Here is a 20,260-nt window from a genome sequence, read left to right as displayed (position 1 = left end):
TGGATCTGCCTGAGAATGCTCGTTGGACACGATCAATGCTCCAAGCGCACGCTGGGGACATGACGACGAGCACCCTGCGCCCGGCCCCGACGGCCGCGCGAGCCCCGCACACCGACGCCACCCGAGCCCGCCACCGCCGCGGCTTCTGGGTCGTCGTCGGCGCCTTCACCGTTCTCATGGCGTTCACCACCCTGCCGACGCCGCTCTACCCGCTCTACCAGCAGCTCGACGGCTTCCCGACCTTCGTCATCACGCTGATCTTCGCCGCCTACGGGATCGGCGTCATGGCCGGGCTCTACCTCGCGGGCCACGTCAGCGACTACCTCGGGCGCCGCCGCGTCCTGCTCGTGGCCACGGCGGTCGAGATCGCCAGCGCGGTGATGTTCGTGCTGCTCCATGACACCGGCAGCCTGCTCGTCGCCCGCTTCCTCTGCGGCCTCGGCATCGGGGCGGTCACCGCGACGGCCACCGCTCACCTGGCGGAGCTGCACGCGATCGGCCGTCCGGACGCCGACGGACGCTTCGCCGCGATCGTCGCCGGTGCGGTCAACACCGGCGGCCTCGCGCTCGGGCCGCTCGTCGCAGGCCTGCTCACGCAGTGGCTCCCCCACCCCCTCACGCTGCCGTATGCCGTGTGGATCCTCCTGCTCGTCGTCACCTTCGTCGCCCTGCTCCTCCTCGCGCCCGAGACCGTCGACCGGCGCGGTCCCCGGCCGGCCTACCGCCCGCAGCGGGTGGGGGTGGAGCCTGCCGTTCGACCGCACTTCTCGGCGGCCGCCGTTGCTGCCGCAGCGGCCTTCTCGGTGCTCGGCGTCTTCACCTCGCTCACGGCGAGCTTCGTGGGCGGCACCCTGGGCCTGCACTCACGGCTGCTGACGGGCGGCCTCGTCTTCGGGGTCATCGGCGCCTCGGCGCTCTCGCAGGTCGTGCTCGGCACGCGCCCGATCACCGACCGGCTGCGCTTCGGCATGCTCGCGATGTCTGTGGGCCTCGTGCTCGTCGCGATCGGCGCATGGTCGACGTCGCTGCCGGTCTACGCCCTGTCGGGTGTCGTCGCAGGAGCAGGTGTAGGGCTCGTCTTCAACGTCGCCATCACCACCGCCGCGGCCGTGTCCTCCCCTGAGCACCGCGGCGAGACCCTTGCCGGCATGTTCCTCGCGGCGTATGCCGGTATCACCGTGCCGGTGGTTGCCGCAGGTCTCGCGCTGACCTGGTTCGCAGCCCCGGTGGTGCTCGTCGTGTTCGCGGCGACGGTCCTCGTCGCCGTGCTCGCGTCGACGACGCGCCTGCGGCGCCTCCTCGATCGGGACCCCCACGTCTCCTGACCCCCACCCCCGTCGAGTGGCCTCCCCGCCCCACCAACCCCACCCCACAACCCGTCGAGTGGCCCCGCCGTCCCACCAACCCCAACCGATGAGCCCGCCCAACCCCTCGAGTGGCCTCCCCGCCTCACCCGTCACTGTCACCCGTGGTACCCGTGAGGCGACACGGCCACTCGAGGTGCCGGATGGCGTGTCCGTGGCGAGGCGCGTGGGGCGAGGCGGCCACTCGAGGTGCCGGATGGCGAGTCCGTCGCGGTGCGCGTGAGGCGACGCGGCCACTCGGCTGAGGTGGGCGGCATACCTCGTCGGTGTGGTCAGCCGCGGCCGGACGCGGCGTAGATGCGGCGCACGACGTCCTCGATGTCGGGCTCCTCGATGGTGAGGTCGCGCACCGCGTGGCGCGCCGAGACGTGGGCAAGCACCGCCGCGGCGGTCGTCGCCTCGGCGTCGAAGGCGAGGCGCTGGCGCAGGCCGCCCGACTCGCTCTCGACGAGCGTCGTGCTCGGCACGTCGGTGAGGTCGGGGCTCGGCTCCGCGAGGTCGAGGACGACGATGCGCTGAGCGCCGACCGTCGCGGCGAGACCGGGCAGGGTGCCGTCGAATGCGAGCCGGCCGTGGTCGACGACGAGCACGCGGTCGCAGAGCCGCTCGATGTCGCCCATGTCGTGGGTCGTCAGCAGCAGGGTCGTGCCCCGCTCGCGGCGCTCCTCGACGAGGAACTCGCGCAGGCGCTGCTTCGACAGCACGTCGAGGCCGATCGTGGGCTCGTCGAGGATGAGCAGCTCGGGCGTGTGCAGCAGGGCGGCGGCGATCTCGGCCCGCATCCGCTGACCGAGGGACAGCGAGCGCACCGGCGTGCCGAGCTGGGGCCCCATCTCGAGCTGCTCGACGAGGCGGTCCGTGCGGGCGGTCGCTGCAGACGGTTCGAGGCGGTGGATGGCCGCGAGGATGCCGAACGACTCGCGCAGCGGCAGGTCCCACCAGAGCTGCGAGCGCTGGCCGAAGACGACGCCGACCCGCCGCGCCACCCCGATGCGGTCGCGCATCGGGTCGATGCCGCAGGTGCGCACGGTGCCTGACGTCGGCTTGAGGATGCCCGTCAGCATCTTGATCGTCGTCGACTTGCCGGCGCCGTTCGCGCCGATGTAGCCGACGGCCTCGCCCGGCTCGACGGCGAGCGTCAGGTGGTCGACGGCGCGGGTGCGCTTGAAGTCGCGAACGAGGTCGCGGGTCTTGATGATGCTCATCCACCGGCTCCTTGGTAGTGACGGGTCCCGGACCTCCAGCACAGGCCCGCGAGGCCCCAGGCGAGGGCCGCGGCGAGCGGCGTGAACCACGCCAGCCACGGCGGGGCGAGGTGGTCTCCCGGGAGGTCGAGGATGGCGACGGCCGGGAGGTAGGCGACGAAGGCGGTCGGGATGACGAAGGTCCAGAAGATGCGCAGCGGGTCGGGGAAGACCTGCTGACTCTGCTGGGCGGCATACTGCCCGCCGTAGGTGAAGGCGTTGGTGAACTCCGCGCCGTCGACGAGGAAGAACTGCAGACCCCCGGCAGCGGTGAAGAGGGCTGAGAAGATCGCCGTGCCGCTGACGACGGTCAGCAGGATGAGGGCCACGGTGGCTGCCGACCAGGTGATGTCTGCGGTCGTGAGGGCGATCGCGAGGGCGACGAGCGCGACGGACAGCCGCCCGACGCGCCGGAGCGAGAGATCGCTCGTCATGAGCTGGGCGAGCAGTGGCAGCGGGCGCACGTAGAACGCGTCGACCTGACCCGCCCGGATGTAGCGCGGCAGCTGATCGAGGTGCCCGACGAACATGTCGGCCAGCGAGAAGGCGAGGTTCGACAGGGCGAATACGAGCAGCGCCGCGGTGAAGTCGAGTCCGCCGAGCACGTCGACGTTGTGGAAGATCACCCACACCTCGGCGAACTCCGCGAGGCCGACCCCGACGGTGCCGAGGATGTCGGTCACGAACGACGCGCGGTACTGCATCTGCGCGCGCGCTCGAGAGGCCAGGAGCACCCGATAGGGACGCAGCCGCACGGCGAGGTCGAGACGTCGGTCAGCCACCCTGCACCTCCAGGCGACGTCGCCCAGCGCGCAGCACGACCTGGCCGAGGGCCAGCAGGGCCGTGACCCAGAAGAGCTGGATCGCGAGCGACGTCGCGATGCCGGCACCGACGACGCGTCCGGCGAGGATGTCGATCGGCTGCTGGAGCATCGAGGGGAACGGCGACCAGGTGGCGATGGTGCGCAGCCAGTCAGGGAACCACGGCACCGGGAGGTAGAGCCCGCAGAGCAGCCCGCCGGTGATCATCCAGAGCAGCGTGATGCCGCGGATCTCGACGAGCCAGAACGCGAGCAGGTTGATGACGAAGTTGCCCGCGAAGGCGACGACCACCGCGAGCACGACCGAGACTGCACCCGCGGCCCAGCTGAGACCCGAGGGTGGCCACGCGAAGTCGAAGAGGAGGGCGCCCAGCAGGATCGCCGGGAGGCCCCGGCCGATGAGGTTGATGCCCGCTCTGCCGAGATCGCCTGCGAGATAGGCGAGCTGGGGGTCGAGGGGCCGGAGGAAGTCGACCGCGATGTCACCGGTGCGCACACGGTCCTTGACCTCGCTGAAGCCCCAGAGGTTGACCGTGCCGAGCAGGGCCTGGCCCCACCAGACGAAGGCGACGGCCGTCGACGCGTCGTAGCCACCGATCGCGGCGCCGGCCGACGCGAGTGCCGCGAGCAGGAGGTAGGCCCGGATGATGCCGAAGACCGAGTTCGTCGTCATGCCCGCGAGGAGCGCCAAGCGGTAGGTCGAGTGCCTCCGGAAGCCCGCCCTGACGAGGAGCCAGAAGGTCTTCACGAGACACGGGCGGGGGCAGGCACAAGGGGCCACGCTACCCACCGACCGAGATCGGATCAACGGGGTAGTTTCAGGGGCATGCCGGACAACCCCCAGCCCGACCGCCCCGCCTCCGACATCGTTGTCGTCATGGGGGTCAGCGGCAGCGGCAAGACGACGGTCGCGACAGGGCTGGCCGCGGTGATGGGGTGGACCTTCGCCGAGGGCGACGACTTCCACTCCGCGGCCAACGTCGAGAAGATGCGCAGCGGGGTGGCGCTGACCGACGACGACCGCTGGCCGTGGCTGGAGACCATCGGCGCCTGGATCAGCGGCAAGGAGGCTGCGGGTGAGTCGGCCGTCGTGACCTGCTCCGCGCTGCGCCGCGCCTACCGCGACGTGCTGCGCCGCGACCGGCCGCACGTGCGCTTCCTCCACGTCGAGGCGCCGGGTGCGGTCATCGCCGACCGGGTCGAGCACCGGGCCGGCCACTACATGCCGCCCTCACTCCTGCCGAGCCAGCTCGCCACCCTCGAGCCGCTTGCCCCGGACGAGCCAGGCGTCACCGTCACGGCCGACGGCGCGCCCGACGAGGTCCTGGCCCGCTGCCTGCTCGCCCTCGGGCTCCGGGAGGTGTGACCGATGTCTTTCACTCCTCAGGACCTCAGCTCCGCGGCCCTCGACTTCCTCACCGTGCGTCACCTCGCGACGCTGACGACGCTGCGCCCCGACGGCACCCCGCACGTCACCCCGGTGGGCTTCACGTGGGACCCCGAGACCGCGACGGCCCGCGTCATCACGAGCCACGGCAGCCGCAAGACCCGCAACGCTGCGGCCGGGGGCCCGGCCGCGCTGTGCCAGGTCGACGGCCGGTGGTGGCTCTCGCTCGAGGGAACCACCCGGGTGCTCGACGACCCCGAGTCCGTGCGCGACGCAGAGCGCAGGTATGCCGCCCGCTACCGCGAGCCTCGCCCCAACCCCGAGCGCGTCGTCATCGCGATCACCGTCACGAGCATCCTCGGCAACGTCTGAGCCTCCATCCGCAGCGACCAGAAGTGGCCCTCGACGGGTCTGTCAGATCATCGGTGTAACTGGCATTTGTGTTAGAGGTTCTCCGCGGCCGGCATACGGTCGGCGAAGGTGACTGCAAAGGCGTTCAGGGCCGGCTTCCACCGGGTCACCCATCGTGCCTGCCCGAGCCCTTTGGGGTCCAGGCTCCGCGTCACCAGGTACAGCGTCTTCAGGGCGGCCTGCTCGGTCGGGAAGTGACCCTTCGCGTTCACGGCCCGCCGGTAGCGGGCGTTCAGGGACTCGATCGCGTTCGTCGAGCAGAGCACCTTGCGGATCTCGAGGTCGTAGGCCAGGAACGGGATGAACTGCTCCCAGCTGTTGCGCCACAGCTTCGGGATCGCCGGGTAGGCCTTGCCCCACTTCTCCTCGAACTCCTCGAACGCGGCCCACGCCGCCTCGGCGCTGGGTGCTTGATAGATCGGGCGCAGGTCTCTGGCGATGGCGTCCCAGTACTTCTTCGACGCGTACCGGAACGTGCCACGGATCAGGTGCACGATGCAGGTCTGCACGATCGCGTGCGGGAACACCGCGTTCACGCTGTCCGGCAGCCCTTTGAGCCCGTCACAGACGATGAAGAAGACGTCCGCCACGCCCCGGTTGCGCAGCTCGGTCAGCACGTTCATCCAGAACTTCGCGGACTCCCCGCCACCGTTGCCGGGCCACAACCCGAGCACGTCACGATGACCTTGCAGGTCAACCCCGATCGCGGCGTAGAACGGCTGGTTGCCGACCTGTCCGTCGCGGACCTTGACCATGATGGCGTCGATGAACACGGCCGCGTACACCCGCTGCAACGGCCGGGCCGACCAGGTCTGCATGTCCTCGATGACCCGGTCGGTGATCCTGCTGACGGTGTCCTTGCTGACGGACGCGCCGTAGATCTCGGCGAAGTGCGCGCTGATCTCTCCGGTGGTCAGCCCGCGGGCGTACAGCGACAGCACGACCGCGTCGACGTCGCTCAGGCGCCGCTGCCGCTTCTTGACGATGACCGGCTCGAAGCTGCCGTCCCGGTCCCGCGGGACCTCGATGTCGACGGGGCCGGCGTTGTCGGTCAGCACCGTCTTCGCGCGGGTCCCGTTCCTCGAGTTGGCCCCGTTACGGCCCTCGGCGGCGTGCTTGTCGTAGCCGACGTGTTCGGTCATCTCCTCCTCGAGGGCGGCCTCGAGGACCTGTTTGGTGATCGCCTTGAGCAGCCCGTCCGGGCCGGTCAGCTCCTCACCCCTGGCGCGAGCAGCCTTGACCAGCTCGCGCACCGCCGCGCGCTCCACCTCTTCAGGTGTGAGCGTCTGCCTGCCTGCCTTCCGCGGTGGGCTCACGCCCACCAGTGTCTCGGTCATCATCAGACCCTTCCCGCTGAATCCTCAGCGTCGGGGCCAGTTACACCGTTCGTCGGACAGTCTCCACTCGACTGGGCGGGGCGACCAGAAGTGGCCACTCGACTCGGAGGGGGCGACCAGGAGTGGCCACTCGACTCGGAGGGGGCGACCAGGAGTGGCCACTCGACTCGGAGGGGGCGACCAGGAGTGGCCACTCGACTGGGTGGGGGGGTCAGGCGGGGAGGCGGAAGCGGCCTCGGGCCAACGGCTCGATGAGGCCGTCGGCGGCCAGGGAGTCGAGGCAGCGCATCACCTGGGCGGGGTCGTCGCCCGAGTCGACGAGGGTCGCGAGCGGCAGCGAGGCATGCGCGTCACGCAGCCGCCGCAGGATCTCGCCCCGCACCTGTCGGTCCGTGCCGTGCCAGGCCTGCCCTCGCCGCGGGGGCCCGTCGTAGGCCGGTCGACCGTCGAGGTTCCACGCGCAGAGGTCGGCGACCGGGCACTGATCGCACCGCGGTCCCCGGGCCACGCAGACGAGGGCGCCGAGCTCCATGACGGCGACGTTCCACGTGTTGGCGCTGTCGCGGTCGGCGGGCATGGCGGTCTCGGCGAGGTCGGACTCGGCCCGGTTGAGGGTCACGTGGGGCAGCGCCTTGCCCTCGAGGGTGCGGGCCAGGACCCGGCGCACGTTGGTGTCGATGACGACCTCGGGGTTGCCGAAGGCGAAGCACGACACGGCCGCCGCGGTATATGCACCGACGCCGGGAAGGGCGAGCAGCGCCTCGTGCTCGCGGGGCACCTCGCCGTCGTGCCGCTCGACCATCGCCGTGGCGGCCTCGTGCAGCCGGAGCGCCCGGCGGGGGTAGCCGAGACGGCCCCAGGCCCGCACCGCGTCACCGGGAGCCGCAGCCGCGAGGTCGGCAGGGGTCGGCCACCGGGCCATCCACTCGCGCCAGATCGGCTCGACCCTCGCGAGCGGTGTCTGCTGCGACATCACCTCGGACAGGAAGACACCCCACGGGCTGGCGTCGGGCGCTCGCCACGGCAGCTCCTTGCGGCCGGCCTCGGCGTACCAGCCGTTGACGCGCTCGTGGAGCAGCGACAGCGGGACCTCGCGGGACGGCATACGGCAGGGGAAGGCGGCGGAGCCGGTCAGACGTAGCGCTCGAGGATGCTCGACTCCGCGAGGCGCGAGAGGCCCTCGCGCACCGCGCGCGCACGGCCCTCGCCGACGCCGTCGACGAGCATGAGGTCCTCGATGCCGGCGGCGAGCAGGCGCTGGAGGGACTCGAAGTGGGCGACGAGGCGGTCGACGATCGCGGTGGGTAGGCGCGGCACCTTGGTGAGCAGCCGGTAGCCCTGGGGGCTCACCGGCGCGTCGAGGCTGTCACCGACGACGGAGAAGCCGACGGCTCGTGCACCGGCCGCGAGGTCGAGCAGCTCGACGGAGTTGAGCTCCTGGAGGTTCCCGAGCGCGTCGTCGAGGCCGAGACCCGACTTGGTGGCCGGGAGGTAGTCGCGGATGACGAGCTCGCGGTCGTTGCCGAGGCCGCCGATGAGCTCCTCGAGCTGGAGGGAGAGCAGGCGCCCGTCGGTGCCGAGCTCGACGACGTAGTCCTGGATCTCGGCCGAGATGCGACGCACCATCTCGAGGCGCTGGAGAACCGCCGTGACGTCGCGGATCGTAACGAGGTCCTCGATCTCGAGGGCCGAGAGCGTGCCGGTGACCTCGTCGAGACGCGCCTTGTAGCGCTCGAGGGTCTGCAGGGCCTGGTCGGCGCGCGACAGGGTCGTCGGGGAGCCCTCGATGACGTGGCGCAGGTCGCCGACGTAGAGCGCGACGACGCCCATCGACTGGCTGACCGAGATGACGGGGAAGCCGGTCTGCTTGGCCACGCGCTCGGCCGTGCGGTGGCGGGTGCCCGACTCGGTCGTCTCGATGCTCGAGTCGGGCACGAGCTGGGTCGCCGCGCGAAGGATGCGCGTGCCCTCACGGTCGAGCACGACGGCGCCGTCCATCTTGCACAGCTCGCGCACGCGCGTGGCCGAGAACTCGACGTCGAGCACGAAGCCGCCGGTGCAGATCGAGTCGACGGTGCGGTCGTAGCCGAGCACGATGAGGGCGCCGGTGCGCCCCCGCAGGATGCGCTCGAGGCTGTCACGCAGCTCGGTGCCGGGAGCAACGGCAGCAAGGGCTGCACGCAGCAGCAGCTCGTCGTTGCGGTCCATCACATCCCTGTCAGCGAGGGGGGCGCCGAGCGCGACCACCCCGGTCGCACGCAGTCTAGACGCTGGCAACGGCGTGCGTGTCTGTTGGCCGCGGCCCGGCCAGGCGGCCCATCGCCTCGATCGCGCGCGGCACGTCACCCACCTCGTGCGTGCGGATGCCGTCGGGCAGCGCGAGACCACCGTCGAGGCTGCCCGGAGGCACGAGCGCGTGCCGGAAGCCGAGGCGCGCCGCCTCGGCCAGCCGGCGCTGCAGCCCGGTCACCCGGCGCACCTCGCCGGCGAGGCCGACCTCCCCGAGGGCGATGACGTCGGTGGCGAGGGGACGGTCGATGACCGAGGAGGCGACGGCGCACACGATGGCGAGGTCGGCGGCGGGCTCGGTGAGCCTCACCCCACCCACGGTGGCCGCGAAGATGTCGCGAGAGCCCACCGGGGCACCGGCACGCTTGTCGAGCACGGCGATGATCATGGCGAGGCGTGCGGCGTCGAGGCCGCTCGAGGTGCGCCGCGGCGACGGCAGCGTCGAGGGTGCGACGAGCGCCTGGACCTCGGCCACGAGCGGGCGGCGACCCTCGAGCGTGACGGTGACGCAGGTGCCGGCAACGGCGAGGTCGCGCCGGGTGAGGAAGAGCCCGCTCGGGTCGGGCAGGCCGACGATGCCGACGTCGGAGAGGTCGAAGCAGCCGACCTCGTCGGTGGGGCCGAAGCGGTTCTTCACCGCGCGGACCAGTCGCAGCCGCGAGTGCCGGTCGCCCTCGAACTGCACGACGACGTCGACGAGGTGCTCGAGCACCCGGGGGCCGGCGATCGAGCCGTCCTTGGTGACGTGGCCGACGAGGAGCACGGCCATGCCGCGCTCCTTGGCGGCGCGGATGAGGCTGGCCGCGACCTCACGCACCTGCGAGACGTTGCCGGCCTGCCCCTCGATCTCGGCGCTCGCCACCGTCTGCACGGAGTCGACGACGAGCAGGTCTGGCGAGCGAGCCTCGATGTGGCCGAGCACGGTCGCGAGGTCGGTCTCGGCGGCGAGGTAGAGGGTCGAAGCCATCGCGTCGATGCGCTCGGCCCGGCCGCGCACCTGGGCGGCCGACTCCTCGCCACTGACGTAGAGCACCGCGGCGCCCCCGCGGGCGGCGCGCGCGGCGACGTCGAGCAGCAGGGTCGACTTGCCGACGCCGGGCTCGCCCGCGACGAGCACGACCGACCCGGGCACCAGCCCGCCGCCGAGCACCCGGTCGAACTCGCCGACACCCGTGGGCCGCGCCGCCGCGCGCGTGAGGTCGACCTCACCGATGGGGGGCGCCGGGGAGACCGCGGTGGCGGCTGTCGTGCGCGCCGGCGCATCGCCGACCTCGGCCACGCTCCCCCAGGCCTGGCACTCGCCACATCGACCCACCCACTTCACCGCGCTCCACCCACACTCCGAACAGCGGTAGCCTGCCGTGCGCCGCGACGCCGTCCTCGTTGCCATGGCCGCCACCGTACGGGCCCCCTCCGACATCGGGGCCCGCCGCGCTGGTCGTCCGCTCGAGATCCCGTGCGAAAATGGCGACATGGACTCCGTCATGCCCTACGTGCTCGCACTCGTGCCGACCATCGGCATGGCCACGCTCTTCTACTTCGTCATCAAGAGCATTCTCGAGGGCGACCGTCGCGAGCGCATTGCGCACGCGAAATGGGAGAAGGAGCACCAACTGGCTGACACCGGCACACAATCCGCACCCCTTACTACCAGCGATGACCGGACCGGGGGCGCGGCACCGGATATCACAGCCCGCTGAGTACGTGACACGTCAAAGTGATTCACGATCTGCATACCGTGTAAAGCCTTTCCTGCGCCGTGGGAGTGTAAATTGATCTTGTCCGCGGGTTGTCGACGCGGATAAAACCCCTCCTACAAGACAATGCAGATGGAGAAACATGGCTCAGCGTGTCGAAGTGAAGTTGATCGACGACCTCGACGGCGGTGACGCCGCCGAGACAGTGTCTTTCTCGCTCGACGGAATCTCGTACGAGATCGACCTTTCGGACAAGCACGCCAAGAAGCTGCGCGACGAGTTCGCCACGTGGACGGGCCACGCCCGTCGCAGCGGCTCGGGCAGCCGGTCCACGTCGCGACGCCGCTCCGCCTCGGCCGGCGGCGCCAAGCGCGGCGACCTCGGTGCAGTGCGCGAGTGGGCTCGGGCCAACGGGCACCAGGTGTCGGACCGCGGCCGCATCTCGGCCGAGGTCCAGGCGGCCTACGACAAGGCCCACTGACCGGCCCAGCGCCAAGAGAAGAACACCGCACCACCTCGAACGGCCCGGCGGCGACCGCCGGGCCGTTCGCGTGTCCGGGCTCCGCGAGGACCCCATCCCAGGCGCCACGGCAGAGGAAGTCAGGTGATGCTCTCCGCGAGGTCCCCGTCGGCCTCCACGCGAGCCAGCACCTCGTCCATCCGCAGCTGCGCCAGCCCCCCGCCGCCGGCGCCGCCGGCGCCGTCAGGGCCGTCAGGGCCACCCGAGGCGCCCGTGCCGCCGGATCCCTCCGCCCCCGCCTCGATCTCGGCCCACGAGCGGGGCGCCGCCACGGTCGGCTCGTCGCGGCCCCGCAGGGAGTAGGGGCACACCGTCGTCTTGGCCGCGACGTTCTGGCTCCAGTCGAGGAACACCTTGCCCGGGCGCAGCTCCTTGGCCATCTTCCACACGACGAGGTCGGGGTGGGCCTTGGTCAGCTCCTGGGCGAGCTGCTGCACGGTGTCGCGGACCTCGTCGCTCGTGTGGGCGCCGGGCAGGACGGCATACAGCTGGAGGCCCTTGCTGCCGCTCGTCACCGGCACGGTGTCGAGGCCGATGCGCCCGAGGCGCTCGCGCACGATGAGGGCGACCCGCGCGCACTCGAGCAGGCCGGTGCCCGGCCCCGGGTCGAGGTCGATGACGAGCCGATCGGGGTTCAGCGGCACGGCGTCGCGCCCCTCCCCCTCGTAGCGCCACTGGTGCACGTGGAGCTCGAGGGAGTTGAGGTTGGCGAAGTAGGTCAGCCCGGCGAGGTCGTCGATGAGCGGGAACACGGGGTCGCGACCGGCCCGCCGGATCCACGCAGGGGTGCCGGCGGGGATGTTCTTCTCGAAGAACTGCATGTCACCGACACCGTGCGGGAAGCGGATTCGCGTCACGGCGCGGTCGCGCAGGTGGGGCAGGATCACCGGCCCGATGCGGGCGTAGTAGTCGAGCACCTGCGCCTTCGTCGTGCCGGTGCGCGGGAACATGACCTTCTCGAGGCTCGACAGCCGCAGCCGGCGGCCCTCGACCTCGACCGTGACCTTCGTGGGCTCGTAGGCCATCACTCACCGAGCCCTTGGGCGTCCACGTCGCCGGGCGTGAGGTCCACCCGCAAGCCCTTGTATGCCGGCTGGCGCAGTCTGCCCTGACCGCCGAGCCCCAGCGACTGCACGTCGGCGACGAGTACCGGACGCACCCACGTCGCTCCGAGGGCATCGACCGCGGGCACCTCTGTGCCGAAAGGCGACTCGTCGGAGGCGAGGGGCTCGAGCTCACGCATCAGTGCCGTGCCCAGCTTGCCGGCGAGGCCGGAGCCGACGCGTCCGAGATAGCGCAGACCGCCCGGCCCGGGCACCCCCACGAGCACGGCGCCCAGTCGGGTGCGGACCGTTCCGGTCGACTCGGGTCGCCAGCCGCCGATGACGACCGACACGGTGCCGCGGTGAGGAGACTTGAGCCAGAAGGGACTTCGCACCCCCGGGGTGTAGCGGGAGTCGACCCGCTTGGAGACGATGCCCTCGAGGCCCTGCTCCTTCGTCGCCTCGTGGAGCACGCCACCGTCGTCGAAGGTCGGCGGCGTCTGCCACCTCGGGTTGTCGAGCTCGAGCCGCTCGAGCGTCGCCCTCCGGTCGCTCCAGGGGCGGTCCATCAGCTCGACCCCGTAGAGGCGGAGCAGGTCGAAGGTCATGAGCGTCACCGGCGCCTGCTCCGCGAGCTGGCGGGCCTTGCGCGCGTCGGTGACGTGGAAGCGCTCGGCGAGGGCGGCGAACGACGGCGTGCCGCCCTGCATCGAGACGATCTCGCCGTCGAGGAGCATGTCGGCGTACTCCGTGGCGAGCTCGTGGAGCTCGGGAAAGGCGACCGTGACGTCGCGCTCGGTGCGCGACCACACGGTCAGCCCGCCCTCGGAGACGTCGGCCAGCACCCGCATACCGTCCCACTTGACCTCGTGCTGCCAGGCGTCGCCGGACGGAATGGTCACCGTCGGCGTCGCAAGCATGGGGCGCATGGGTGCATTCTTGTTCTCATGCGAGCCATCTGGAAAGGCGCGGTGTCCTTCGGACTCGTCAATGTCCCGGTCCGTCTCTTCTCGGCGACCGAGAACCACGACGTGCAGTTCCGGCAGGTCCACGAGAAGGACGGCGGCCGGATCCGCTACAAGCGGGTCTGCGCGATCGACGGCGAGGAGGTGGCCTACTCCGACATCGCCAAGGGGTACGAAGCCGCCGACGGCCAGATGGTCGTCCTCTCGGACGAGGACATGAGGAGTCTCCCGTCGCGCTCGACGAAGGAGATCTCGATCGAGAAGTTCGTGCCGTCCGAGCAGATCGACCCACTGCTGTTCGACAAGTCCTACTACCTCGAGCCCGACAAGACCGGCCTCAAGCCCTACGTGCTGCTGCGTGACGCGCTCGAGAAGGCCGACCGCATGGCGCTCGTGACGGTGTCGGTGCGCTCGCGCATGACCCTCGCCGTGCTGCGGGTGCGTGACGGCGTCATCGTGCTCCAGACACTGCTCTGGGCCGACGAGGTGCGTGCGCCGGAGTTCGAGTCGCTGTCGGAGGAGACCCACGCGACGGCCAAGGAGCTCGCCATGGCGTCCTCCCTCGTCGACTCGCTGTCGGGCGACTACGTGCCCGACGAGTTCGAGGACGACTACTCCGAGGCCGTCGAGGCCCTCGTCGCGAGCAAGATCGAGGGCGGCGAGATCACGACGACACCCGAGGCGGAGGGTGAGGAGACCGAGGTCGTCGACCTGCTCGCCGCCCTGCAGCGCAGCGTCGACAAGGCCAAGGCCGCCAAGGCCGGTCCGGGCGCCGCCTCCGGCGAGACGACGCCCTCGACGCCCTCCACGGACGACGAGGCGGGCGCGACGAAGACGGCCGCCACGAAGTCCACCACGAAGAAGGCGACGGCCAAGACGACGACGGCCAAGACCGCCGCCAAGAAGACGGCCGCCAAGAAGTCCACCTCGGGCACTGTGACCAAGAAGGCAGCGACGAAGAGGGCAAGCTGACCCGTCCGGAGCCGGTCTGCGCCACGATGGAAGGGTGCAGACCGTCACCGTGGAGGACCTGCAGGCGCGGTTGCGTGCCCTGCCCACCAACCCGCGCATCGTCGTCAGCGGCAACACCGCCATCCCGTGGGAGGGCGTGCGGGCCGTCGATGAGGCGCTGGAGCGCTACATCATCCATGCGCTCAACGCGCCACGCGGCATACCTGATCGTGAGGGCGTGACGGCCGAGACGTGCTTCGTCGGGCCCGGTATGCGTCACCACCCGCAGCTGCACTACGTGCCCTCGCGCCTGTCACTCGTGCCACTGCTCTTCGCGCGCACCCTCGTGCCCGACGTCGTGCTCATCCACTGCACCCCTCCGCAGGGGGGCCACCTCAGCCTCGGGCTCGAGGTCAACATCCTGCCGGCCGCCATCGACTCCGTGCGCGCCCACGGAGGTCTCGTGGTGGCGGTGCTCAACCGCTCGATGCCGCGGACGTCGGGTGACGCTCTCGTGCCCATCGAGTACGTCGACCTCGCGATCGAGGTCGACGAGCCGCTGCCGACCCACGCCCCGCTCGAGCCCGACGACGAGAGCCGGCTCATCGGCGAGCGTGTCGCCGCCCACGTCCGCGACGGCTCGACGCTCCAGCTCGGCATCGGTGGGGTGCCCGACGCGACCCTCGGCGCGCTGACCGGCCGGCGCGGCCTGCGGATGTGGACGGAGATGTTCTCCGACGGCGTGCTCGCGCTCGACGCCGCGGGTGCGCTCGACCGCGACCACCCGCTCGTCACGTCGTTCTGCTTCGGCTCGGCGGAGCTCTACGAGTGGATCCACGACAACCCGCGGGTGCGGATGCTGCGCACCGAGAAGACCAACGACCCCGGCCTCATCGCGCAGCAGCGACACATGACCTCGGTCAACACCGCGCTCGAGGTCGACCTCTTCGGCCAGGCGAACGCCTCGCGCATCAATGCCCGCATCCACTCCGGCTTCGGCGGCCAGACCGACTTCATCGTCGGGGCGCTGCACTCCCAGGGTGGGCAGTCGTTCATCGCGCTGCGCTCGTGGCACCCCAAGGCCGACGTGTCGACGATCGTGCCTCTGCTCGACGAGCCGGTCACGAGCTTCCAGCAGAGCGCGGTCGTCACCGAGCACGGCATGGCGCAGCTCTGGGGGCGCAGCGAGCGGGAGCAGTGCCACGACATCATCGAGGAGTGCGCCCACCCGCGCGTGCGCGACGACCTGCGCGAGGAGGCCCACGCCCTCGGCCTCGCATGAGACGGGACCCCTCCCGGCGCGAGCCGTGAGGGGTCGGTGACGGAGAATGACGCCATGACCATCCGCATCGGGCTCTCGTCGTCGTCGGTCTATCCCGACAACGTCGCGACGGCCTTCGCGACGGCCGACCGCCTCGGCTACGACGGTGTCGAGATCATGGTCTGGACCGACCCGGTCACCCAGGAGGCGGGGGCGCTCAACGCGCTCGCCGAGCTGCACGGCATACCGGTGCTGTCGGTGCACGCGCCGACGCTCCTGCTCACTCAGCGGGTCTGGGGCACCGACCCGTGGGGCAAGGTCGACCGCTCCATCGAGCTGGCGCTCGAGGTGGGCGCCGACACCGTCGTGCTGCACCCGCCCTTCCGCTGGCAGCGGGAGTATGCCGCCGGGTTCGTCGAGGGGATCGCGGAACGTGAGCGCGACTCGGGCGTGCGCCTCGCGGTCGAGAACATGTATCCGTGGCGCACCGCCCGCCGCGAGGTGCTCGCCTACCTGCCGCACTGGGACCCGACGACGCAGCCCTACGACAACGTCGTCATCGACCTGTCGCACACGGCCACGGCGGGCTCCGACGCCGTCGAGATGGTGCGGTCGCTGGGGTCGCGGCTCGCGCACCTGCATCTCGCCGACGGGCTCGGCTCGTTCAAGGACGAGCACCTCGTGCCGGGGCGCGGCACGCAGCCGTGCACCGAGGTCCTCGAGCTGCTGTCGGACTCCGGGTGGCAGGGCGACGTCGTCGTCGAGGTGTCGACCCGCAAGGGCACCCGCGACCAGCGCGACATCGACCTCGCCGAGTCGCTGGCCTTCGCCCGCTTCGGCCTGCTGCCGACGGTGGGCGCCTCGCGGATCTAGCGTGCGGCGCGGCGCGCCGGGTCGACGCCGGTCGGTCCGGCGGACCCCGGGCGAGCGCTCCCCCGGACCGCCGAGGGGTCAGTCGGAGGTGGGCCGCCAGCCGCGCGGACGCACGGACACGAGGTCGACGCTCGCCCGGGGGCCGGCGTCGATCGCGAGCCGCGCGGCGGCCACGACGGACTCGACGTCGAGGTAGGCCGTGGCGTCGTAGTCCGCCCCCTCGTGGCCGACGAGCTCGTGCTGCATGTCGGTGTCGACGCGGCCGGGGTGAAGCGACGTGACGCGCACGCCGTGGGCCCGCTCCTCCTCGCGCAGGGCGTCGGTGAGGGCGCGCAGGGCGAACTTCGAGGCGCTGTAGGCGCCCGACCGCGCGCCAGAGGTGAAGCCCGACCCGGAGTTCACCGCGATGACGAGACCCTGCGCGGCGCGCAGGGCCGGCAGCAGGGCCCGGGTGACGGCGGCGACGGCCACGACGTTGACGGTCATCGACTCGGCCCAGTCGGCCACCGGCGCCTCGGCGACGGTTCCGTGGCGGAGGATCCCCGCCGAGTGCACGAGCACGTCGACCCGGGGAAGCGTCGGCACGAGGTCCGCGAGGGCGTGCTCGAGGGAGCCGCCCGGCGCGCAGTCAGCGAGGTCTGCGACGAGGCCCTGGGCCGACGGCAGCTCGGCGACGAGACGGGCCACGCCCTCCTCGCTGCGGCCGCCGACGACGACGTGGTGGGTGGGCGCCAGGTCGCGCACGATGCCGAGGCCGATGCCGCGGGTGCCTCCGGTGACGACGGCGACGGGTCGGGTCTGCGGTGAGCTCACCCGCAGAGCGTACGAGGCCGTGGGCCGAGCGCCCCTCCGGGGCGAGGTTGCCACGGGACGCTCCCTACGGGCGAACTTCCTGCGAGCCGCGGCTTCCTACGGGGCGAGCTGGTCGAGGCGGCGCACGATGAGGCCTTCGCGCAGCGCCCACGGGCAGATGTCGATGCGCTCGACCTGGAGCAGGTCGAGCGCGGCCTCGGCGACGAGCGCGCCGGAGAGCATCTGCGCCGCCCGCCCCGCCGACACCCCGGGCAGCTGGGCGCGCTGTGCGGCGTCCATGCCCGAGAGTCGCTCGACGATGCCGTGGAGGTCGTCGCGGCCGAGCCAGCGGGGCACGAAGGGCCCCTCGGCGCGGGGTGCGGCTCCGGCGATCCGGGCGAGGGAGCGCATCGTCTTCGAGGTGCCGACGACGCGGTCGGGGGCACCGACCGTCAGCAGGGGGCGCATCTGCTCGGCGAGCGAGGTGCGCACGTAGGACCGCAGCGCCCGCACGTCCGTGGCATCGGGAGGGTCTCCCGTGAGTCGCTCCCGGGTGAGGCGACCTGCCCCGAGAGGCAGGCTGAGCGCGACGTCCGGCTCCTCGTCGATGCCGGAGGCCAGCTCGAGGCTCCCGCCGCCGATGTCGATGACGAGGAGGCGCCCGCTCGACCAGCCGAACCAGCGCCGCACGGCGAGGAAGGTCACGCGGGCCTCGTCCTCGCCCGTCAGCACGTCGAGCTCGATGCCGGTCTCCTCGCGCACCCGGGCGATGACCTCGTCGCCGTTGGGTGCCTCGCGCAGCGCCGAGGTCGCGAACGCGAAGACGTCCTGCACGCCCTGGTCCTCGGCCACGCGCAGGCACTCGCCGAGGAAGTCGACGAGCCGGTCCGCCGTCGCCGGGTCGACCCGCCCGTCGTGGTCGAGGCTCTCCGAGAGCCGCAGCTCGGTCTTGTGCGAGAACGCCGGCAGCGGGTGACCGCCGCGGTAGGCGTCGACGACGAGGAGGTGAACCGTGTTGGACCCGATGTCGATGACGCCCAGTCGCATGCCCTCACCCTAGTGGCGCGGTCGCCCCGCGCTCCCGCGCTCACGGGCGACTCACAGGGTGCCCCTGAGCCGCCCGGGGCCGTCTGGGGCGCACCCTGCGCCCTCGTTGCCGTATGCCGTATGCCGTCAGGCGGAGCGGCGGCTCAGGGTGAGCGAGGCGAGGGCGAGGGCCGCGATGATGAAGCCCGCGACGATGCCGAGGTCGCCTGCTACCGCAGAGAGGGGATCCGTACTGCGGGTGATCTCCTTCATCGCGTCGACGGCGTAGGAGAGGGGCAGCAGGTTGCTGATCCACTCGAGGAAGGTCGGCAGCTGGTCGCGCGGGATGAGCAGCCCGCACAGGAGGAACTGCGGCAGCAGGAACGCCGGCATGAACTGCACGGCCTGGAACTCCGTGCGTGCGAAGCCGCTCGCGAGCAACCCCAGCGCAGTGCCGAGCACGGCATCGGCGACGGCCACGACGACGAGCAGCCAGACCGGTCCGGCGACGTCCAGGCCGCACACCCAGACGGCGAATCCCGTTGCCACGACGGCCTGCACGACGGCCAGCAGACCGAAGCCCACGGCATACCCGATCATGAAGTCGCCCTTGCCCATGGGCGTGGTCAGGAGCCGCTCCAACGTCCCAGACTGACGCTCGCGCAGCGTGGCGACCGAGGTGACGATGAACATCACGACCATCGGGAAGACGCCGAGCAGGGCCGGCCCGATGAGGTCGAAGACGTGCGTGCCGGTGTAGATCCAGGCGAGCAGGCCGAGCAGGACGCAGGGCACGACGATGATGAGGGCGATGGTGCGGTGGTCGGTGCGCACCTGGCGCAGGACCCGACCCGCGGTGGCGAGGGTGAGGCCGGGGTTCATGACGCGCTCCGACGGGTCTCGGCAGCGTGGTCGACGAGGGTGAGGAAGGCGGCGTCGGCGTCGGCCGCGCCGGTCCGCGCGAGGAGCTCCTCGGGAGTGACGTCGGCGAGCACCTCGCCCGCCCGGAGCAGCACGAGGCGGTCGCAGCGGGTCGCCTCGTCCATGACATGGCTCGACACGACGAGGGAGTGGCCCTGCGCGGCGAGGTTCGCGAACAGCTCCCACAGGTCGCGCCGCAGCACCGGGTCGAGTCCGACCGTGGGCTCGTCGAGGACGAGGAGGGTGGGGCGTCCGACGAGCGCTGCGGCGAGCGAGACCCGCGACTCCTGACCGCCCGAGAGGTCGCGGATGAGCTGACCGCCGTAGTCGACGAGGTCGACCTCGGCGAGGGTGCGGTCGACCGCGTCGCGCAGCTCCGTGCCACGCAGGCCGACGGCGCGCGCGAAGTAGGCGATGTTGTCGCGCACCGTGAGGTCCTCGTAGACGCTCGGGGCCTGCGTCACGTAGCCCACTTCCTTGCGGAGCTCCGGGGAGCCCGCCGGGTGGCCGAGCACGGTGACCGTGCCGCCCTTGGTGATCTGCACGCCGACGATGCACCGCATGAGAGTCGACTTGCCGGAGCCGGACGGTCCGAGCAGCCCGACGACCTCGCCCGCGGGGATCTCGAGGTCGAGGCCCGGGATGACGTCGCGACGACCGCGCACGACCTGCAGGCCGCTGATGGCGACCGCCGGCCCGTCGTAGTTATTCATCATGTGATGAAATCTACTCCGGTCGGCGCGGCTCGTCCACCAGATAGCCCTGAAGAACCGGACCGAGGTGCTCGACGAGCTCGGCTCGGCTCGCGTCGGCCAGGCCCGGCACGCGCACGACGTAGCGAGCCATGACGAGCCCGATCATCTGCGACGCCGCGAGGGCGCCGCGCAGCTGCGGGTCCGGCGCTCCCGTCGAGGCCGCGATGCGCCCGAAGACCTCCCGACCGAGGAACTCGCGCAGCATCCTGGCGGCTTCCTCGCTCGTCATGCTGGACCGCGCGAGGGCGACGAGGGCGTCGCGCCGGTCGGGCGGTTCCCAGATGGTCAGGAAGGTCTCGACGAGCCGCCACCCGAGCCGGCCCTGGTCGCCAGCGATGACGTGCGAGATGACCTCCGCGGGGTTGACCGGCACGGCCATGGTCTCGGCGAAGAGCGCCGCCTTGCCGTCGAAGTAGTGGTGCACGAGGGCGGGGTCGACCCCCGCGTCGCGCGCGATCCCACGCAGGCTCGTCTTGTCATATCCCTTGGCAGCAAAGGAGCTTCGCGCCGCATCGACGATCGCGGCGCGCGTGTCGGGTCCACCCGGTCGACGCCCGCGCCCGCGCTGTGCGGCACCGTCCTCCACGCGTGGGCTCATGCCCC

22 protein-coding genes are annotated in these 20,260 nt (G+C 71.5%); 8 read left to right on the top strand and 14 right to left on the bottom strand.

The window, feature by feature from the left end:
• Nucleotides 1-59: 59 nt before the first annotated feature.
• Nucleotides 60-1,325 carry an MFS transporter gene (locus FHX52_RS22890; protein ID WP_141824617.1) on the top strand — a complete coding sequence of 422 codons (1,266 nt, stop codon included), beginning with the start codon at nucleotides 60-62 and terminating at the stop codon, nucleotides 1,323-1,325.
• 311 nt (nucleotides 1,326-1,636) lie between these two features.
• On the opposite strand, the gene FHX52_RS22885 is transcribed toward FHX52_RS22890, so the two are convergent.
• From FHX52_RS22885 to FHX52_RS22875, 3 genes are read right to left on the bottom strand one after another with little or no spacing between them, the layout of a single operon-like run.
• Nucleotides 1,637-2,569 carry an ABC transporter ATP-binding protein gene (locus tag FHX52_RS22885; protein ID WP_141824616.1) on the bottom strand — a complete coding sequence of 311 codons (933 nt, stop codon included), beginning with the start codon at nucleotides 2,567-2,569 and terminating at the stop codon, nucleotides 1,637-1,639.
• Nucleotides 2,566-3,390, bottom strand: coding sequence for an ABC transporter permease (locus tag FHX52_RS22880; protein WP_141824615.1), 825 nt, complete (start codon nucleotides 3,388-3,390; stop codon nucleotides 2,566-2,568). Before FHX52_RS22880 ends, FHX52_RS22885 begins: the two co-directional genes overlap by 4 nt.
• Nucleotides 3,383-4,177 carry an ABC transporter permease gene (locus FHX52_RS22875; RefSeq protein ID WP_141824614.1) on the bottom strand — a complete coding sequence of 265 codons (795 nt, stop codon included), beginning with the start codon at nucleotides 4,175-4,177 and terminating at the stop codon, nucleotides 3,383-3,385. Before FHX52_RS22875 ends, FHX52_RS22880 begins: the two co-directional genes overlap by 8 nt.
• Nucleotides 4,178-4,255: 78 nt before the next feature.
• Here FHX52_RS22875 and FHX52_RS22870 point away from each other — a divergent pair, with 78 nt between their 5' ends.
• Together FHX52_RS22870 and FHX52_RS22865 are read left to right on the top strand one after the other, a co-directional pair.
• A complete protein-coding gene (locus tag FHX52_RS22870; protein WP_141824613.1) occupies nucleotides 4,256-4,795 on the top strand; it encodes a gluconokinase in 540 nt (179 codons plus the stop codon).
• A gap of 3 nt (nucleotides 4,796-4,798) precedes the next feature.
• Complete coding sequence (locus FHX52_RS22865; protein ID WP_141824612.1) at nucleotides 4,799-5,188, top strand: PPOX class F420-dependent oxidoreductase; 390 nt, start codon at nucleotides 4,799-4,801, stop codon at nucleotides 5,186-5,188.
• Nucleotides 5,189-5,259: 71 nt separating this feature from the next.
• Here the strand turns inward: FHX52_RS22865 and FHX52_RS22860 are convergent, their stop codons facing one another.
• The 4 genes from FHX52_RS22860 to radA all read right to left on the bottom strand — a co-directional run bounded on the left by FHX52_RS22860 (nucleotide 5,260) and on the right by radA (nucleotide 10,243).
• Nucleotides 5,260-6,564, bottom strand: coding sequence for an IS256 family transposase (locus tag FHX52_RS22860; protein ID WP_425460124.1), 1,305 nt, complete (start codon nucleotides 6,562-6,564; stop codon nucleotides 5,260-5,262).
• Nucleotides 6,565-6,775: 211 nt separating this feature from the next.
• Complete coding sequence (locus FHX52_RS22855) at nucleotides 6,776-7,669, bottom strand: HhH-GPD family protein (RefSeq protein WP_141824611.1); 894 nt, start codon at nucleotides 7,667-7,669, stop codon at nucleotides 6,776-6,778.
• Between the two features lie 26 nt (nucleotides 7,670-7,695).
• Nucleotides 7,696-8,772 carry a DNA integrity scanning diadenylate cyclase DisA gene (gene disA, locus FHX52_RS22850; protein WP_141824610.1) on the bottom strand — a complete coding sequence of 359 codons (1,077 nt, stop codon included), beginning with the start codon at nucleotides 8,770-8,772 and terminating at the stop codon, nucleotides 7,696-7,698.
• Nucleotides 8,773-8,827: 55 nt separating this feature from the next.
• Nucleotides 8,828-10,243, bottom strand: a complete 1,416-nt coding sequence (gene radA / locus FHX52_RS22845) for a DNA repair protein RadA (protein WP_141824609.1) — start codon at nucleotides 10,241-10,243, stop codon at nucleotides 8,828-8,830.
• Between radA and FHX52_RS22840 the strand changes: the two genes are divergently transcribed.
• Both FHX52_RS22840 and FHX52_RS22835 read left to right on the top strand, forming a co-directional pair.
• On the top strand, nucleotides 10,215-10,553 hold the full coding sequence (locus FHX52_RS22840) for a hypothetical protein (protein WP_185747461.1): 339 nt from the start codon (nucleotides 10,215-10,217) through the stop codon (nucleotides 10,551-10,553). The two genes, radA and FHX52_RS22840, sit on opposite strands and share 29 nt — an antisense overlap.
• A 139-nt stretch (nucleotides 10,554-10,692) precedes the next feature.
• Nucleotides 10,693-11,031, top strand: coding sequence for a histone-like nucleoid-structuring protein Lsr2 (locus tag FHX52_RS22835; RefSeq protein WP_141824607.1), 339 nt, complete (start codon nucleotides 10,693-10,695; stop codon nucleotides 11,029-11,031).
• A 119-nt stretch (nucleotides 11,032-11,150) separates the two neighbouring features.
• Here the strand turns inward: FHX52_RS22835 and ligD (FHX52_RS22830) are convergent, their stop codons facing one another.
• On the bottom strand, nucleotides 11,151-12,095 hold the full coding sequence (gene ligD, locus FHX52_RS22830; RefSeq protein ID WP_141824606.1) for a non-homologous end-joining DNA ligase: 945 nt from the start codon (nucleotides 12,093-12,095) through the stop codon (nucleotides 11,151-11,153).
• On the bottom strand, nucleotides 12,095-13,042 hold the full coding sequence (gene ligD, locus FHX52_RS22825) for a non-homologous end-joining DNA ligase (RefSeq protein ID WP_185747440.1): 948 nt from the start codon (nucleotides 13,040-13,042) through the stop codon (nucleotides 12,095-12,097). The genes ligD (FHX52_RS22830) and ligD (FHX52_RS22825) overlap by 1 nt, the downstream gene beginning before the upstream one ends.
• Before the next feature lie 18 nt (nucleotides 13,043-13,060).
• Between ligD (FHX52_RS22825) and ku the strand changes: the two genes are divergently transcribed.
• Genes ku through FHX52_RS22810 form a run of 3 tightly spaced genes read left to right on the top strand, consistent with a single transcriptional unit; the run spans nucleotide 13,061 to nucleotide 16,163 of the window.
• The gene (gene ku / locus FHX52_RS22820) at nucleotides 13,061-14,050 is read left to right on the top strand and encodes a non-homologous end joining protein Ku (RefSeq protein ID WP_141824605.1); all 990 of its coding nucleotides are present in this window, start codon (nucleotides 13,061-13,063) and stop codon (nucleotides 14,048-14,050) included.
• Nucleotides 14,051-14,084: 34 nt separating this feature from the next.
• Complete coding sequence (locus FHX52_RS22815; protein WP_141824604.1) at nucleotides 14,085-15,311, top strand: acetyl-CoA hydrolase/transferase family protein; 1,227 nt, start codon at nucleotides 14,085-14,087, stop codon at nucleotides 15,309-15,311.
• A 54-nt stretch (nucleotides 15,312-15,365) separates the two neighbouring features.
• Complete coding sequence (locus FHX52_RS22810; RefSeq protein WP_141824603.1) at nucleotides 15,366-16,163, top strand: sugar phosphate isomerase/epimerase family protein; 798 nt, start codon at nucleotides 15,366-15,368, stop codon at nucleotides 16,161-16,163.
• A 78-nt stretch (nucleotides 16,164-16,241) separates the two neighbouring features.
• On the opposite strand, the gene FHX52_RS22805 is transcribed toward FHX52_RS22810, so the two are convergent.
• The 5 genes from FHX52_RS22805 to FHX52_RS22785 form a co-directional block, all read right to left on the bottom strand.
• On the bottom strand, nucleotides 16,242-16,976 hold the full coding sequence (locus FHX52_RS22805) for an SDR family oxidoreductase (protein WP_246070345.1): 735 nt from the start codon (nucleotides 16,974-16,976) through the stop codon (nucleotides 16,242-16,244).
• A 96-nt stretch (nucleotides 16,977-17,072) separates the two neighbouring features.
• Nucleotides 17,073-18,002, bottom strand: a complete 930-nt coding sequence (locus FHX52_RS22800) for a Ppx/GppA phosphatase family protein (protein WP_141824602.1) — start codon at nucleotides 18,000-18,002, stop codon at nucleotides 17,073-17,075.
• Nucleotides 18,003-18,128: 126 nt separating this feature from the next.
• Entirely contained in the window at nucleotides 18,129-18,863 is a 735-nt protein-coding gene (locus FHX52_RS22795; RefSeq protein ID WP_141824601.1) for an ABC transporter permease, read from the bottom strand.
• Nucleotides 18,860-19,618: an ABC transporter ATP-binding protein gene (locus FHX52_RS22790; RefSeq protein WP_141824600.1), complete on the bottom strand. Its 759-nt coding sequence runs from the start codon at nucleotides 19,616-19,618 to the stop codon at nucleotides 18,860-18,862. The genes FHX52_RS22795 and FHX52_RS22790 overlap by 4 nt, the downstream gene beginning before the upstream one ends.
• 10 nt (nucleotides 19,619-19,628) lie before the next feature.
• Nucleotides 19,629-20,255: a TetR/AcrR family transcriptional regulator gene (locus FHX52_RS22785; protein WP_141824599.1), complete on the bottom strand. Its 627-nt coding sequence runs from the start codon at nucleotides 20,253-20,255 to the stop codon at nucleotides 19,629-19,631.
• Between the last annotated feature and the right edge of the window lie 5 nt (nucleotides 20,256-20,260).

The organism is Humibacillus xanthopallidus (assembly GCF_006717145.1).
Lineage (GTDB): Bacteria > Actinomycetota > Actinomycetes > Actinomycetales > Dermatophilaceae > Humibacillus > Humibacillus xanthopallidus.
This window is presented reverse-complemented; position numbering and strand designations above follow the sequence as displayed.